Here is a 15,333-nt window from a genome sequence, read left to right on the forward strand (position 1 = left end):
TTGATCAAATAAAAAGATGATAAAGGAAAGTGAATTCCAAATCCCAAATAGGCCTATCTGCTGAAAAAAGAACTTTTCTTATGCGGATTTAGATGTTACTCAAAAGGTTAATATCTTTTAAAAAAATTAGTTATGTGGATATGAACTTGAAATTAAAATTTTTTAAGCTCGCCATTTTAAGTTTGGCTATTACATCAATTCCATGTGCTTATGCAATTACGCCAGCACAACCAAACAAGATTTTGCATGTTGCCTATGAAGCACCTGATGACGGTTTTGACATGGTTAAAACCACCAATTTCTATAGTGCAAGTATTGCAGAAGCTATTTTTGAACCTCTACTCAAATACGATTATTTAGCACGTCCACTACAACTAGTTCCTTATACGGCTGAAAGCATGCCGAAGGTTGAGCAAGACGGTAAAGTTTATATATTTAAAATTAAGCCAGGTATTTATTTTACGGATGATCCTGCCTTTAAAGGCAAACGCCGTGAATTGGTGGCAGAAGACTATGTTTATTCAATTAAACGTATTTTAGACCCTAAAAATAGAGCACCTTCCGTTTCTTTTCTGGATGGAAAATTAGTGGGTGCTGATGCAGTTGTAGCTCAAGCAAAGAAAATTGGAAAGTTTGATTATGCTACGCCAATTGCAGGACTTAAAGCGACTGATCGATATACCCTACAGTTTACCTTAACTCGGCAAGACTATAATTTTCCTTATATTCTTGCCTATATTACGTTTGGTAGCGTTGCTAAAGAGGTTGTTGATTATTACGGTGATCGTATTGGCATGCATCCAGTAGGTACCGGACCGTACATGTTAAGTAAATATGTTCCAAGAAGTAAGGTCGAGTTGGTTGCCAACCCTGATTATCGTGGTTTTGTCTGGAATTTTAAGTCAACAGGAACACCGTGGGATAACCAACTTGTTAAGGAAATGTCTGGAAAGAAAATGCCACAGGTTGGCAAGGTGGTGGTTAGTATCATTGAAGAACAACAATCAAGATGGTTAGCTTTTCAATCGGGTCAATTAGATTTTGACAAACTTACAGCAGATGCCGTTCCTCAAGCGTTAGATGGAAATCAACTTAAAGCTTCTTTTCAAAAAAGAGGCATTAAACATTTTCCATATAAAGAACCTGAAATGACTTATACCATGATGAATATGCGTGATCCGGTTATTGGGGGTTTTAGTCCAGAAAAAATTGCGCTTCGTCGAGCAATTACTTTGGCCTATGACCAAAAAGAAAGCATAAAACAGGCATATAAAGGTCAGGCCGTGAGAGCAGAAATGTTCATACCTGAAGGTGTAAATGGATATAACCCAAAATATAAAAGTAGCGTAGGATATAATCCGCGGTTAGCAAATAAACTGCTTGATTATTATGGTTATAAAAAAGGGGCTGATGGCTATCGGACCTTACCAAATGGCAAACCTTTAGTTTTAAAAATTAATAATGAAAATAGCTCAGCATCCGTTATTCATTCTGAACTCTGGAAAAAAAATCTAGACGCAATTGGTATTCGTGCTGACTTTAAAGTAAGTAATTTTGCAGATAACTTAAAAGCCGCAACTCAATGTAAATATATGATGTGGAGCGGGGCATGGATTGCTGATTATCCCGAAGGAGATAATTTTGCACAATTATTATATGGACCAAATGCTGGGCAGGGAAACCATGCCTGTTATCAGTCTAAAACATATGATGCTCTTTATACTCAGGCCATTCATTTACCACCGCAACAACGTCTACCATATTATGAAAAGCTTAATCGCCAGATTGAAGCTGACAATCCTTGGATTATTCATGTCACTCGAATTCGTAATTGGTTGATACGACCACAAGTTCAGGGTTTTAAACCTCACCCGATGATGAATACAAACTGGCAATATCTTGATATTACCCCTATTAAAAAATAATTTTAGATAAAGATCATCATGACTGAAAATTTAAAACAAAAGCTCAAGCACTGTAGTGTAGGTCTATTATTTGCCAGTATGGCATTAACGGGTACCACGACTATTTTTGCAAAAAGTCCAGCCGATCCGAATAAAGTTTTACATTATACGTTCCCAACAGCTGAAACAGGTTTCGACCCAGCTTATATCCATGACTTATATTCAGCACATGTAACCACTTCGATATTTGAAACTTTATATACCTATGACTATTTAGCAAGGCCAGCAAAGCTTATTCCGCAAATCGCAATCGCTATGCCAGAAGTGAGTGCAGATGGTCTGACTTATACTATTCACATTAAAAAAGGTATTTATTTTACACCGGACCCTGTTTTTAAAGGTAAACCTAGAGAGTTAACGGCTTACGATTATGCGTACTCTTTTAAGCGTTTATTGGACCCAAATTTACGTTCGCCAAATAGCTGGTTATTGGAGAACAAAATTGAAGGTATGGATGCTTTAGTACAATCAGCTAATAAAACAGGAAAGTTTAACTATGATCAAAGTGTGAGTGGTTTACAAACACCTGATAAGTACACCTTGGTTATTCGGTTAGTGAAGCCTGATTATAACTTCCCTTTATTACTGGCACATGACCCTACAGGGGCTGTAGCGCGTGAAGTTATCGAAAAATATAAAGATAAATCTGGCTTTGTTATGGGGCATCCAGTAGGAACAGGACCTTATATGCTCAGTAAGTGGGTGCCTGCTTCGCGTATTGTTTTAAAAGCGAATCCTGATTATCGCGGTTTTACTTGGAACTTTGTAGCCAGTAGCCCTGAGGATCAAGCAATTGTAAAACGCCTCAAAGGTAAACAAATGCCTCAAATCGGCACAATTGATATTCAGGTAATGGAAGAAAACCAGTCACGATGGTTGGCATTTCAGCGTGGTGAAGTTGATATCATTCAGCTCGAAGGGCAATTAGTCTCGAAAGCCATTAAAGACGGTAAATTAAGACCCGAGCTTGTAAAAGAGGGTGTGCAATTATCACGTATCGTCGATCCAGAAATTAGTTATAACTATTGGAATCTTAAAAATCCTGTAGTTGGTGGAATGAGTAAAGAAAAAATCGCTTTACGCCGTGCAATTGCAATGTCCCGTTCAATAGATCAAGAAATTAAGTTAGTGCGTAACGGTGATGCAGAGCGTCTACATTTTCCAGTTCCACCAGGTGTAGTAGGAGCCGAACCTCAATATAGAAGCAGTACCCCATATTCGGTTAAAGCAGCAAATTTATTATTAGATAAATATAACTACAAAAAAGATGCATCAGGATGGCGTACACAACCAAATGGTAAGCCTCTGGTCATTGAATATATGGCGCGTAATGACAGTATTGGTCAGCAAAGCGCTGAGCTTTGGAAAAAGAACTTTGACAGTTTGAATATCCATATGGTGTACAAGCCAATGCTCTTTTCAGACCTCATTCGGGCACAAAAACAGTGTGACGGAATGTTTGGCTCCTCTGCATGGATAGCCGATTATCCGGATGGGGATAATTTTATGCAGAATTTTTATGGTCCGAATACCCATATGACCAATTGGTCTTGCGGTTCAATACCGGAGTTTGATCAATTATACCGTCAGTCTCAACAGGTCAAGCCAGGACCAGAACGAGATGTGATTTATCGAAAAATGACACGTTTATTAGAAGTTTATATGCCAGTGCAAGTCTTGTATGCACGTTATAGAAACATGTTGGCTCAACCACGAATCATTGGATATAAGAAGCATCCGATTTTACATGCTGAATGGATGTACTTCGATATTGAGACAAATACGAAATCTAATCATTAAATGAAAAAAATTGGAGATACGATGAAAAATAACACACTGAAAATGACTAGTTTATGTATGTTGACGATAGGTATAAGTCAGTTTGCATCGGCAGAGACCACACGCGCAACCTTACCATTACTTAAGGCAGAACAACTCCCAGCATGGTGCGATTCTAATTTAAAAAAAATCCAGCAAGAGATTTCAAACTTTGAAAAAACACCTGTTAAAACTGATGCTGCCGCAGCTCCAATATTAGCAAAGTGGGATAAAATTTTTGCTCATCTTGAAGATTTTTCAGGACCCATAGGTTTATATAGTAATGTAGATCCAGATGCGAAATTACGTAAAGCAGCAGAAGATTGTGAGATCAAAATTAATCAATTTCATACTGATATATTCCAAAACTCAAAACTGTATAACGTAATTAAAAATACAAAAGTAACTGATCCGATAGATCAGAAATACCGTCAGGATATTCTGGATCAGTTTGAAGACACAGGGGTTCAATTAGAACCAGCCAAACGTGCAAGAATGAAAGCGATTCTTGATGAATTGACTAAACTCGAGCAAGAATATAACCGCAATATTCGTGATAACCCTGAAAAACTTGAATTTACACCTGAAGAGATGAAAGGTCTGCCAGAGAGTTATATTTCAGGGTTAAAGAAAAATGCCAAAGGAAACTATTTATTAGGTTTTGAGTATCCGGAATATCGTCCATTTATGGAACTGGCAGATAATGATGATGCCAGAAAAAGATACCAGATTGCCTTTACACGACGCGGTACTGAACAAAACTTAAAATTACTCAAGCAGGCAATAGATTTGCGTTATGAATTGGCGCAATTATTTGGCAAAACAAGTTATGCTGATTGGGCGTTAAAAGACCGTATGGCAAAAACGCCAGAAACTGTAAATCAATTCTTAGCAGAAGTACAAAAAACGGTAGCACCACTTGAGCGCAAAGAAGTAGAAGAGCTCCGTGCATTTAAAGCACAAACTTTAAAAACACCATTAGATAAAACCGAGATAACACGTTGGAGTGAAGCTTACTGGAGTGAAAAACTTCGTAAGAGCAAATATCAAATTGATCAGGAAAAGCTTCGTGATTATTTCCCGACTTTAGCAGCACAAAAATGGTTATTTGCTATTTCATCTGACCTTTATGGTATTGATTTTAAACCTGTCAAAGTGAAAGCATGGCAGAGCGAAGTTGAATATTACGATGTAGTCGATAAAAAGACAGGAAAACTTCTAGGCGGCCTATATATGGATAAATTCCCTCGCGAAGGGAAATATGGTCATGCTGCCGTTTGGGGAGTATATGGTGGTAGCACTTTAACCAACCGCTTACCGGTTTCAGCATTAGTCACAAACTTTAACCGTAAAGGTTTAAATAGTGATGAGCTCGAAACTTTTGTGCATGAATTTGGTCATGCTTTACATGGCATTTTATCCAATACACGTTATGCAAGTCAGTCTGGAACTTCTGTAGAGCGTGATTTTGTAGAAGCGCCGTCTCAAATGTATGAAGAGTGGGCACGCCGTAAGGAAACTTTGTCTAAAGTAGCTGATTATTGCGATCCAACATGTCCACGAGTTGATGATGAATTAATTGCCCGTTTAAAAGCAGTACATAACTATGGGCGCGGTTTACGTTATGCACGTCAAACGCTTTATGCGCAGTACGATATGGCACTTCATACGGCGGATGCCTTAAAAGTAAAACCTTTAGAAACTTGGCAAAAAATGGAAGCAGCTACTGCCTTGGGATATGTACCAACAACAGAGTTTCCTGGACAGTTTGGACACTTAATGGGTGGGTATCAAGCGGGTTACTACGGTTATATGTGGTCTGAGGTTTTAGCTCTCGATATGCTTTCTGCTTATGGTGACAACCTAAATAACCCACAAGTCGGGCAACGTTACCGTCAAACCATTTTATCCCAAGGTAGTCAAAAACCAGCAGCTGAATTGGTTAAAGATTTCCTTGGTCGTGATCCTGACAATAAAGCATTCTTTAATGAAATTACCGGACAACGGGTTAAATAAGGAATTATCACTATGCTGGCATATGTTATTCGGCGTTTATGGCAGATGATTCCAACCATGTTGGGAGTAGTACTGTTTATCTTTATTCTTTTTAACTGGGTAGGTGGAGATCCAGCTTATATTTTGGCAGGTAAGATGTCTAATCCTGAGCAGATTGAAAACATTCGTAAACAGCTAGGGGTAGACCAACCTTATTACGTTCAGCTCTGGATTTTTATTAAGCAGATTCTCACTTTTGACTATGGTGCAAGTTGGAGTACAGGGGAACCTGTTTCACAAATTATTTTAACTCGCTTGGGACCTTCGTTAACGTTGTTAATTCCACTCACTATTTTACAAACCGTCATCTCAATTGGCTTAGCTTTGGCTGTATCGGCAGTACGTGGCACTTTAACTGATCGTATGGTCATGATGTTATGTACAATTGGTATGTCGATCAGTATCTTAGTTTACATTATTGTTTTTCAATATGTTCTGGCTTATCAGTTAAGTTGGTTCCCAGTGCAGGGCTGGAGCGATAATTTTACCGATAATTTATTTAAGTTCGCCTTGCTTCCAATTTTAATTATGTTGGTGGTGAGTATTGCACCTACTTTGAGGTTATACCGTAGTTTTGTGCTGGATGAGATTAACCAAGATTACGTTAGAACGGCACGGGCTAAAGGTGTAGGTGAAAGCCGAATTTTAGGTGTGCATGTTTTACGTAATGCCTCAATTCCTATTATTACCGATGTGATGGCAACTTTGCCTGCGTTGCTCATAGGTGCATTTTTAATTGAACGTTTTTTTGGTATTCCCGGTATTGGTCGAGAAGTAATTATTGCGGTTGAGCGAAGTGATTTTCCTGTGATTAAAGCAATTACAGTTTATATCGCAGCTGCAACCATGATTTTTAACTTGATTGCCGATTTAGTCTACAAAGTGGTTGATCCACGTGTACAGTTGAAGTAGGTGGGTTATGCTAAGTGTTCTATTAAAAAGAAAATTACAAACCCAGACAGCTCCAGCTTCAGCGGGTTTATGGCGCCTTGCAATGCGCCGTCTTCGGGCTGATAAAATTGCAATCGCATCGCTCATTGTTGTGCTGTTCTATTTGGTCGTATTGTTACTATCATTTACTGGAGTAATTGCATCGGACTGGAACAAAGAAGTTGCTGTCAGTTATGCACCCCCTACATTTATAGGTGCAGATAAGACAACTGAAGCTTTGAAAAGTACAGCCGCTGTAGATGAGGAATTACCAGAAAATCCAGTCGATCCTTTAAAAGATGTCATTCACCAACTTAAGGCTGAAATTAAACAAGAAAAGAGCTCTGGAAGTGCAATTGATTATTATGGTGTGGTTGACCCGCTGGCTGATGATATGAAAGCAATTGATCAGCAACTAGGTGGACATTTACTCGATCAGCAAAGTGAACTAAAAAGTACTCTTATATTTGGGGCCGACAAATGGGGGCAAGATGTTCTTAAAAAAACCATTAAAGGTGCTGAAACTTCAATTATTGTAGGGCTAGTTTCTGCATTACTCGCAGTGACCTTAGGCACCTTATTAGGGGCAATTTCAGGCTACTTTGGTGGTTGGGTAGATGACATTCTTAACTGGTTTTATAACATTTTTACTTCCATTCCATATTTATTATTAGTTCTTGCGATAGCTGCCGTACTGCAACAAAAGGGTATTTTATCTATTGTTTTGATTTTAGGTTTAACGGGTTGGACAGGTGTTTACCGTTTAATTCGTGCGGAGTATATGAAACATACCTCACGTGAATATGTTTTAGCGGCCAAGGCAATTGGTGTTGGGCATTTCCGCCGTATGTTTATTCATATTTTTCCTAATGTCAGCCATATCGCTTTGGTTCAAATGTCGATTTTGGTGGTTTCCTTTATTAAATCGGAAGTTATTTTGAGTTTCTTAGGTTTCGGTGTGCCAGTAGGCGTAGTGTCTTGGGGCAGTATGTTAAATGAAGCTCAAAGTGAACTTCTTTTAGGAAAATGGTGGCAGCTTGTTGCAGCCTCTGTAGCAATGGCTGTTTTGGTTACGGCATTTTCAATGTTTACTGATGCACTGCGTGATGCATTAGATCCAAAATTAAAATAAGAGGAAAACCTAATGTCAGAACAACAAAAAAGTATCCCTTTACTCCACATTGAAAACTTACGTGTAAGCTTTAAAGGTGAAGACAAGCAGTATATCGAAACTGTTAAAGGAATCTCCTTTGATATTCCAGCAAATACCACTGTCGCTTTAGTTGGCGAGTCGGGTAGTGGCAAGTCAGTTACTTCTTTGGCAACTATGGGTTTACTACCTATAGGCCAAAGTAAAATTGATGAAAAAAGTAAGATTGTTTTTGAGGGTCAAGACTTACTCAGCTTATCCCGTAAGGATATGCGAAAAATCTGTGGTAAAGATATTGCCATGATTTTTCAGGAACCGATGTCATCATTAAATCCGGTTTTTACAGTTGGCAATCAAATTGCAGAAGTATTGTGCATACACATGGGTATGAGCCGTAAACAGGCCCGTCAACGTGTTTTAGAGTTACTCAAAGAGGTCGGGATACCATCACCTGAAACGAAAATTGATGCTTATCCTAATCAGCTTTCCGGTGGTCAGCAGCAACGTGTCATGATTGCAATGGCGATTGCTTGTGAGCCTAAACTACTGATAGCTGATGAACCGACTACAGCGCTTGATGTCACCATTCAAAAACAAATTATTGATCTGCTTGAGTCATTGCGTCAGCGCCGTCAAATGTCGATGCTTTTTATTACGCATGATTTGGCTTTGGTGGGTGAAATTGCGGATCAAGTCATTGTAATGCGTCATGGTGAAATTAGAGAGCAAGGTCTTGCAGAACAAGTTCTAGAGCAGCCTAAAGATATATATACCCGAGCCTTACTTTACTGTCGCCCTCAAATGTCACAGCGACCTTATCGTTTGCCTGTGACCAGCGACTTTATGCGTCAAGAAGACAATGTATTAGTCGAACAAAGCTTTGATGTTTCAGAAATTCCACAATGTAAACGCGGTTTAAATGGCGATGAGCAAATTATTTTAGAAGTAAAAGATCTGAAAAAAAGCTTTTATAGCCGTAAAGGATTATTTGGCAAAGAAGAGTTTCAGGCAGTAAAAGGCGTCTCATTCAAACTTGCTAAAGGGAAAACCCTTGGTCTAGTGGGAGAGTCTGGCTCAGGCAAAACCACTGTGGGCTTGTTGCTTATGCGTTTACACGAAGCAACAGGTGGAGAAGCCTTAATTGAAGGTAAAGATATTCTTTCATTAACTGAAAAAGAGTTTGCCAAATATCAACGAAAGATTCAGATCATCTTTCAGAACCCATATGCTTCGCTAAATCCACGCTTTACGATTGGGCAGATTTTATTAGAACCTATGCAAATTCATGGTATTGGTAAAGATGATGCTGAGCGTAAACAAATCGCACTTGGGTTGCTTGAACGAGTCAATTTACCTGAACAAGCTTATTATCGATACCCACATGAGTTTTCTGGCGGTCAACGCCAACGTATTGCGATTGCACGCTGTTTAACCCTAAAGCCTGAAATTTTGATATGTGATGAGTCTGTTTCGGCACTAGATGTGTCTGTACAAGCACAAGTACTTAACTTATTACAGGACTTACAAGATGAGTTTGGACTCAGTTATATCTTTATTTCACATGATTTATCGGTTGTGAAATATATCTCTGATCAGGTCATGGTCATGAATCATGGTGAGGTTGTTGAAATCGCTAACTCAGACGAGCTCTATGCACATCCTCAACATGACTACACTAAACGACTATTGCAGGCGATTCCCCAAGGCATTCAACACGTTTCATAAGCGTAAAGTTACGTCGTTCAAGGCACTTTCGAGTGCCTTTTTATTTGGTTTATAGAATAAATACTTATAAAATAAGAGAAGTAAAATTACAGTATTTTATTCTTGCTATGTGTGCCAACTTTAAACCTTTAACTCTTGCCCAATTACAGCAACTTCAGTTGCCTGTGGTCGGCTTTAGCTATGCCGATGAGGTTTATCCTGCTGGAACAATGCCGTTATTATTTAAATCACCGCAAGGTCTTGAATGGCGTGAAGTCATGTTTGGATTAGTTCCCAAATGGGCGGAAGATACAAACATAGCAAAACATACTTATAATGCTCGTCACGAAACAATTTTCCAAAAACCGAGTTTTCAAGAAGCTGCTCTTAAATGTAAGTTCGGTGTAATCCCCGTGACTGAGTTTTATGAAAGTAAATATATAAATGATAAACCTGAGCGATGGGCTGTACGCCGTAAAGATGGACAGGCTTTTTTCATTGCAGCAATTTATGAAATTTGCAAAATGAATGAAACGATTGTCCGTTCTGCAAGTATGTTAACCATGGACGCGATTGATCATCCGATGATGAAAGACTTCCACGAACCGGGCGATGTCAAAAGATCAGTCATTGTGATTCCGCATGACCGTTTAGATGAATGGTTAAGTTTAGAAAAACCAGATATTTCAAGCTTTATTGAGGGTTTCCCTGTTGAGGAGTTTGAATGTTTACATGTTCCCAAAGAGAAAATTATAAAACCTACGCCTCAATTAAGTATGTTTGAATAGCAATAGTAGAGCAAGGTTATTGGCTTAATTGTTAAGTCAATAACCCTTTATATTTAATCAATATTTTTACTTAAAGTTTGTACCTGATTATCTTGTGCTAGATAAGCCAATTCAATGGGTGAAATTACAAAAGTTGAGTTATCTGAAGTTTGTTTAAAAACAAACCCATATTCAAATGATTGCGTATTTTTACTCGGTAACCAAAATAAGTAAGGGCAACCCGTATAGCTACCGTCCCAACCCATTTCTTTAGCCAAAGCCAAAGCCGTATCTGATTTAGCAATAATTTCTTTAAGCGATTCTTTGTCTCTTTGGGAAACATCGCCGTCATCATCTGCAAATGTTTGTAAAAACTCATTTAATGGGGTTAAGTCTTCCCAGTTATTTTCAATTGTTGAGAAGTGATATCCATATAGCATCATTATTTAGTCTTCCATTTTGTTATTGTGTTAATGAACATAGCAAGAAAAGTGTGAAAAGAAAATGGTTGGTTTCACATTAAGTTGTTTATTTTTCATAAGTTATAGCATGTTTTTTATACAAAATTTAACGTTAGTTTCTCTTGAATTATAAGCATCTTGCCCAGTTAAAATATAAAGACTGAGCTTTTGAAGAAATAACCGTGTTCTTAATTAAAGATAAAGCATTTTTATAAGGATACTAGACTGTTGGTGAATACTGAATTTGTCATAATTCACTTATAATGAAAAGGAAAGTAAATAGAGCTTATTTATGTTTATAACAACAACTCGTCCCAACGATGCCTTAATTGAACAGCTGCTACCAATTTTGGAAGAGGCTAGTCAGATCTTATTACAAGAATATCAAAACTATTCAGCAGGATATGAGTTTAATATTCAAGAAAAACATGATGATTCACCTGTAACTCAAGCAGATTTAAAGGTAAATCAATTTTTATTAAAGCATCTTGCAGAAATCACACCGGATTTACCGGTTTTATCGGAAGAAAGTGACTATAGCGCTCGCCATGACTGGTCTTCTTGCTGGATGCTTGATCCGCTTGATGGTACCAAAGAGTTTATACATGAACGGGATGAGTTCACGATAAACTTGAGCTTGATTGAGGGACGCGAAACAGTATTTTCTGTGATCGTTGTGCCTTGTGAACAGGTTGTTTATTTAGGTTATTTAAAAGATTTGCCTTTTAAATATAGCTTTAGCCAAAAACAATGGTACCAATACCAAAAAGAGTCTTATTCAACACAAGCACCTGTACAAATTGGTTTAAGTCATAGTAGTAAAAATCCGAAATATCATAAATTTATTGAACCGATTGAAAAAAACCGTACCGTAATTCGACGTGAAGCGGGCAGCGCTTATAAGTTTTGTATGATGTTAGAGGGTGAGATTGATATTTACCCTAGATTTCATCCTACATCTGAATGGGATACCAGTTCAGGTCAGGGGTTATTAGAAAGTATTGGTGGAGGTTTACTCACTCTAAAAGGTAAACCCTTTGAATATAATCAGCGTGATACTGTATTAAACGGGGGCTTTATCGCATTTCGTGATCAGGAAAGCAAAAAAATAGCATTTGAAGCTTTAGCTCAATCGGGTGTTTTGGATTGAGAGTTATTGTAGACATGCTATAGTGGCAAAATATTGAGAAAAGATGACACGATCAAAATGGCACTCGATTTATTGCCTAAAAGCATGTTTGAAGCAATTGATTTATTGCCTGATGCTTCAACCCCTGTAACCCTTTTTACACGTCACTCTTTAAGAGAGCTGGTAGATGGGCAAGGCTTGGCGGGATACGACCTTCAACTTACTCCTCAAGGCCGTGAGCTTGCACAAGCATGGGGTAGCTACTTAATTAAAAATACGGATCGTGTGATTCAACACTGTATTTCTAGTCCAATTCAACGTTGTGTCGATACGGCTGCACTTATGATTGAGGGTGCAGACGGTGTAAGTCCTGAACCTAATACGCATACGATTGAAATTGTTGAGCAAGGCTTATTGGTAGAGCCGGGAAGTTTTGTACTCGATATTCAGCAGGCTGCTCCTTATTTTCGTAAACAAGGGGCACTCGGGTTTATTAATAGTTTTGTGAATAATGCTTTGCCAGGCATGAAACATCCAATTACTGGTGTTTTAGATGTATTAGAACTGATTTATCGAACTCATCCTAAAACAAAAAGTGGGCTAAGTTTAGCTGTAAGTCACGACACGATTATTGCAGCCATAGTTGCCGTAATTTCAGGTAATAATCAAATACAAAAGGCAGATTGGCCAGAAATGATGGAAGGTCTATTTGTATGGTTTGAAGGGGATGAATTTCCAAATTGTAAATTGAAATGGATTTGGAGAGGCGAAGCTTACGAGTTAGATGTATCTAAATTTCATAAAGTAGAGTAATTATAAAATTATAGGTAATAAAAAAAGCCCTGTTGGGCTTTTTTTACATACTTCAAATTAGTTAGCTAACGCTTTAACTTGAGCATTTAAACGGCTCTTATGACGAGCAGCTTTATTTTTGTGGATGATGCCTTTATCAGCCATGCGGTCGATTACAGGAACAGCTTTTTTATAAGCTTCTGTAGCAACTGCATAATCACCACCAGCGATTGCACTTAAAGTACGCTTGATGTAAGTACGAACCATAGAACGCAAGCTTGCGTTGTGTTTACGCGCTGTTACGTTTTGGCGCGCACGTTTTTTAGCTTGAGCAGAGTTTGCCACTCTTGCACTCCTTGAAAATAAGTTGGTCTGGGCGGGCTGTGGTCAATCCAGTAAACTGGTGTAACCATCACCAGCCCGTAAACAAGTGCCATATTGTGATGAATCAATACCGTGAAGTCAAGCCTTGCGAGCATTTTAAGCTGTTTTAGGGGCTGCTAAAACCGTAAGAAAAGGTTAAATTTGATACAAACTTAAAGAGGGTTGAATAAAAAAATGACTATAAGCACGAAAAAAGCAATTGTAGTAGGTGCTACAGGACTCGTTGGATTAGCTCTAGTTGAAGAGCTTGAACAAACACCAGAATTTGAAGCAATTACGGTTGTTGTTAGAAAAGAATCACAACTACTTAATACATATAAAAAAGTTACTCAGTTGGTGATTGAGGATTTTTTATTGCTCAATGATGAAGACGTAAATGATCATACTCACGCATTTAGCTGCTTAGGTACAACTTTAAAAATAGCAGGTTCAAAACAAGGTTTCTATGCAGTGGACTACGAAATAAATGCCCACTTTGCAGACTTAGTTCAAGATAAACATATTCATTTTTTAATTGTGAGTGCACTTGGAGCAAATGCAAATTCACCAATTTTCTACAATAAGGTCAAAGGGCAGTTAGAAGACTATATTGAGAGTTTAGGTATCGAAAAACTATCTATTTTCAGACCATCTCTATTGATTGGTAAGCGTAGCGATGTGCGTTTTATGGAAGATTTGGGGCAAAGTCTTTTTAAATTCATTGAAAATAAATGGAATAAACCATTCAAATATAAACCCGTTACAGCTGAGCAATTGGCTCATACGATGGTCGTAGCGGCGCTAACGCAAATTGAAGCATTTAAACGATATGATAATCTCAGCATACAACAAACTCGATAAGGGAGAATAAAAGTGTCGACAGTACCATTTGTGACATGTGATTTATTGGATGATAACCCAGAAAAAGATTTACAAGTGGTCATACCCTCAATGGATGGTAAGTTCTTTAAAAGTTATGGTGCGCGTCAAACCTTTGGCGGACAGGTTGTAACTGTAAAGTGCTTTGAAGATAACTCACGTGTAAAAGAGTTATTAGCAACAGATGGTACAGGGAAGGTGTTAGTTGTGGATGGTGGTGCTTCAATGCGCTGCGCACTGATGGGAGATATGATTGCTGAATCAGCTGTTAAAAATAACTGGAATGGTGTGGTTATTTATGGCTGTGTACGTGATGTTGATGCACTTGCAACCCTAGATTTAGGTGTACATGCATTGGCTGCAATTCCACAAAAAAGTAATCGTAAGGGCATTGGTGAAGTTGATATTCCTTTGTATTTTGGTGGAGTCACAATTCAATCTGGTGATTTTATTTATGCAGATAACAATGGAATTGTGATTGCTAAGGAAAAATTAGTTTAGCTCCACAATATAAAGGAACGTGTAATGGTGAATCATCAAATTAAGGTGCTGCAAGCAGTAGCATCCGCAATTGCTCAAGGTGGTAGAGGGGTTACAGGTACAGCATTTCCTAATCAGCCTGTTAAAGCTCTAAAACTTTATGAATTTGAAGGTTCGCCATTTTGTCGACGTGTTCGTGAAGTGATTACACTATTAAATTTGGATGTTGAAATTTATCCATGTCCCAAAGGTGGATCGAAATACCGTTCTATTGTCAAAGAAACGGGTGGCAAGTTACAGTTTCCTTTTTTAATTGATGAAAATACAGGCGATAAATTATACGAATCACAAGATATTATTCATCACTTATTTAAACATTATGGTAAGACAGGACAAACGCCTCAGAAATTTTCAAATTATCCAAAAATGCCATATCTGGCATTTGCTGGAACATTGTTGAATGGTGCTCGTGGAGTCTGGATTAATAAAAAAATAGTAAATAGAGCTGCGCCTGAGCAAAAACTTGAACTATGGAGCTTTGAAGCAAGCCCATATTCGAGAGTAGTAAGAAGTCTACTATGTGAGCTTGAAATTCCTTATATTTTGCACAATGTGGCAAAAGAACGATGGCAAGATATGGGACCTGCTATTCTTCGCTTAAAACCGGGTAAATATATACCCTTAAAAGATGGAAAAAGAGAAAAGTTGTTGCCGATTATGCAAGGTAAAATGCAAGTACCTTATCTAGTTGACCCAAATACGGGAGTGAAGATGTTTGAATCTGCTCAAATTGTAAAATATTTAAAAAAGCAGTATGGTAGCTAAGATAAGTTAGAAAAGT

At 38.0% G+C, this 15,333-nt stretch carries 14 protein-coding genes; 12 read left to right on the plus strand and 2 right to left on the minus strand.

The genetic code is table 11. The annotated features are described in order from the left end of the window. Positions 1-134 precede the first annotated feature (134 nt). From ACH8JV_RS08580 to ACH8JV_RS08610, 7 genes are all read left to right on the plus strand, one after another. Entirely contained in the window at positions 135-1,925 is a 1,791-nt protein-coding gene (locus ACH8JV_RS08580) for an ABC transporter substrate-binding protein (protein ID WP_396520688.1), read from the plus strand. A gap of 15 nt (positions 1,926-1,940) precedes the next feature. Next, entirely contained in the window at positions 1,941-3,764 is a 1,824-nt protein-coding gene (locus tag ACH8JV_RS08585) for an ABC transporter substrate-binding protein (protein WP_396520777.1), read from the plus strand. Then, entirely contained in the window at positions 3,765-5,798 is a 2,034-nt protein-coding gene (locus ACH8JV_RS08590) for a M3 family metallopeptidase (protein WP_396520690.1), read from the plus strand. A 12-nt stretch (positions 5,799-5,810) separates the two neighbouring features. Next, on the plus strand, positions 5,811-6,749 hold the full coding sequence (locus ACH8JV_RS08595) for an ABC transporter permease (RefSeq protein ID WP_039251373.1): 939 nt from the start codon (positions 5,811-5,813) through the stop codon (positions 6,747-6,749). A 7-nt stretch (positions 6,750-6,756) separates the two neighbouring features. Beyond that, positions 6,757-7,899 carry an ABC transporter permease gene (locus ACH8JV_RS08600; protein WP_396520692.1) on the plus strand — a complete coding sequence of 381 codons (1,143 nt, stop codon included), beginning with the start codon at positions 6,757-6,759 and terminating at the stop codon, positions 7,897-7,899. A gap of 12 nt (positions 7,900-7,911) precedes the next feature. Beyond that, positions 7,912-9,642 carry an ABC transporter ATP-binding protein gene (locus ACH8JV_RS08605; protein WP_396520694.1) on the plus strand — a complete coding sequence of 577 codons (1,731 nt, stop codon included), beginning with the start codon at positions 7,912-7,914 and terminating at the stop codon, positions 9,640-9,642. 107 nt (positions 9,643-9,749) lie between these two features. Next, on the plus strand, positions 9,750-10,409 hold the full coding sequence (locus ACH8JV_RS08610) for an SOS response-associated peptidase (protein ID WP_263614969.1): 660 nt from the start codon (positions 9,750-9,752) through the stop codon (positions 10,407-10,409). A gap of 53 nt (positions 10,410-10,462) precedes the next feature. On the opposite strand, the gene ACH8JV_RS08615 is transcribed toward ACH8JV_RS08610, so the two are convergent. Beyond that, the gene (locus tag ACH8JV_RS08615; protein ID WP_311087757.1) at positions 10,463-10,831 is read right to left on the minus strand and encodes a hypothetical protein; all 369 of its coding nucleotides are present in this window, start codon (positions 10,829-10,831) and stop codon (positions 10,463-10,465) included. A 310-nt stretch (positions 10,832-11,141) separates the two neighbouring features. Here ACH8JV_RS08615 and ACH8JV_RS08620 point away from each other — a divergent pair, with 310 nt between their 5' ends. Together ACH8JV_RS08620 and ACH8JV_RS08625 are read left to right on the plus strand one after the other, a co-directional pair. Further along, positions 11,142-11,999 carry a 3'(2'),5'-bisphosphate nucleotidase CysQ gene (locus ACH8JV_RS08620; RefSeq protein WP_263613611.1) on the plus strand — a complete coding sequence of 286 codons (858 nt, stop codon included), beginning with the start codon at positions 11,142-11,144 and terminating at the stop codon, positions 11,997-11,999. Between the two features lie 57 nt (positions 12,000-12,056). Next, positions 12,057-12,791 (plus strand): phosphoglycerate mutase family protein, encoded by a 735-nt coding sequence (locus tag ACH8JV_RS08625; RefSeq protein ID WP_311071295.1) that lies wholly within the window; start codon positions 12,057-12,059, stop codon positions 12,789-12,791. A 57-nt stretch (positions 12,792-12,848) separates the two neighbouring features. Here ACH8JV_RS08625 and rpsT read toward each other — a convergent pair whose 3' ends face one another. Further along, positions 12,849-13,115 carry a 30S ribosomal protein S20 gene (gene rpsT, locus ACH8JV_RS08630; protein WP_002117906.1) on the minus strand — a complete coding sequence of 89 codons (267 nt, stop codon included), beginning with the start codon at positions 13,113-13,115 and terminating at the stop codon, positions 12,849-12,851. Positions 13,116-13,328: 213 nt separating this feature from the next. Here rpsT and ACH8JV_RS08635 point away from each other — a divergent pair, with 213 nt between their 5' ends. Genes ACH8JV_RS08635 through ACH8JV_RS08645 form a run of 3 tightly spaced genes read left to right on the plus strand, consistent with a single transcriptional unit; the run spans position 13,329 to position 15,317 of the window. Further along, positions 13,329-13,994, plus strand: a complete 666-nt coding sequence (locus ACH8JV_RS08635; RefSeq protein ID WP_335862167.1) for an NAD(P)H-binding protein — start codon at positions 13,329-13,331, stop codon at positions 13,992-13,994. A 12-nt stretch (positions 13,995-14,006) separates the two neighbouring features. Beyond that, positions 14,007-14,513, plus strand: coding sequence for a ribonuclease E activity regulator RraA (gene rraA, locus ACH8JV_RS08640; protein ID WP_311071290.1), 507 nt, complete (start codon positions 14,007-14,009; stop codon positions 14,511-14,513). A 24-nt stretch (positions 14,514-14,537) separates the two neighbouring features. Further along, a complete protein-coding gene (locus tag ACH8JV_RS08645; RefSeq protein ID WP_396520696.1) occupies positions 14,538-15,317 on the plus strand; it encodes a glutathione S-transferase N-terminal domain-containing protein in 780 nt (259 codons plus the stop codon). The last annotated feature ends 16 nt before the right edge of the window (positions 15,318-15,333 follow it).

The organism is Acinetobacter sp. ABJ_C5_2 (assembly GCF_044538485.1).
In the GTDB taxonomy this organism is placed as follows: Bacteria; Pseudomonadota; Gammaproteobacteria; order Pseudomonadales; family Moraxellaceae; genus Acinetobacter; species Acinetobacter nosocomialis_A.

What these genes read in the sequence shown, in the direction of transcription:
- ACH8JV_RS08625 (WP_311071295.1), top strand. Translation starts at nt 12,057, where the DNA reads ATGGCACTCGATTTATTGCCTAAAAGCATGTTTGAAGCAATTGATTTA.
- ACH8JV_RS08645 (WP_396520696.1), top strand. Translation starts at nt 14,538, where the DNA reads ATGGTGAATCATCAAATTAAGGTGCTGCAAGCAGTAGCATCCGCAATT.
- ACH8JV_RS08610 (WP_263614969.1), top strand. Translation starts at nt 9,750, where the DNA reads ATGTGTGCCAACTTTAAACCTTTAACTCTTGCCCAATTACAGCAACTT.
- ACH8JV_RS08635 (WP_335862167.1), top strand. Translation starts at nt 13,329, where the DNA reads ATGACTATAAGCACGAAAAAAGCAATTGTAGTAGGTGCTACAGGACTC.
- ACH8JV_RS08605 (WP_396520694.1), top strand. Translation starts at nt 7,912, where the DNA reads ATGTCAGAACAACAAAAAAGTATCCCTTTACTCCACATTGAAAACTTA.
- ACH8JV_RS08600 (WP_396520692.1), top strand. Translation starts at nt 6,757, where the DNA reads ATGCTAAGTGTTCTATTAAAAAGAAAATTACAAACCCAGACAGCTCCA.
- ACH8JV_RS08595 (WP_039251373.1), top strand. Translation starts at nt 5,811, where the DNA reads ATGCTGGCATATGTTATTCGGCGTTTATGGCAGATGATTCCAACCATG.
- ACH8JV_RS08590 (WP_396520690.1), top strand. Translation starts at nt 3,765, where the DNA reads ATGAAAAAAATTGGAGATACGATGAAAAATAACACACTGAAAATGACT.
- ACH8JV_RS08620 (WP_263613611.1), top strand. Translation starts at nt 11,142, where the DNA reads ATGTTTATAACAACAACTCGTCCCAACGATGCCTTAATTGAACAGCTG.
- ACH8JV_RS08615 (WP_311087757.1), bottom strand. Translation starts at nt 10,831, where the DNA reads ATGATGCTATATGGATATCACTTCTCAACAATTGAAAATAACTGGGAA.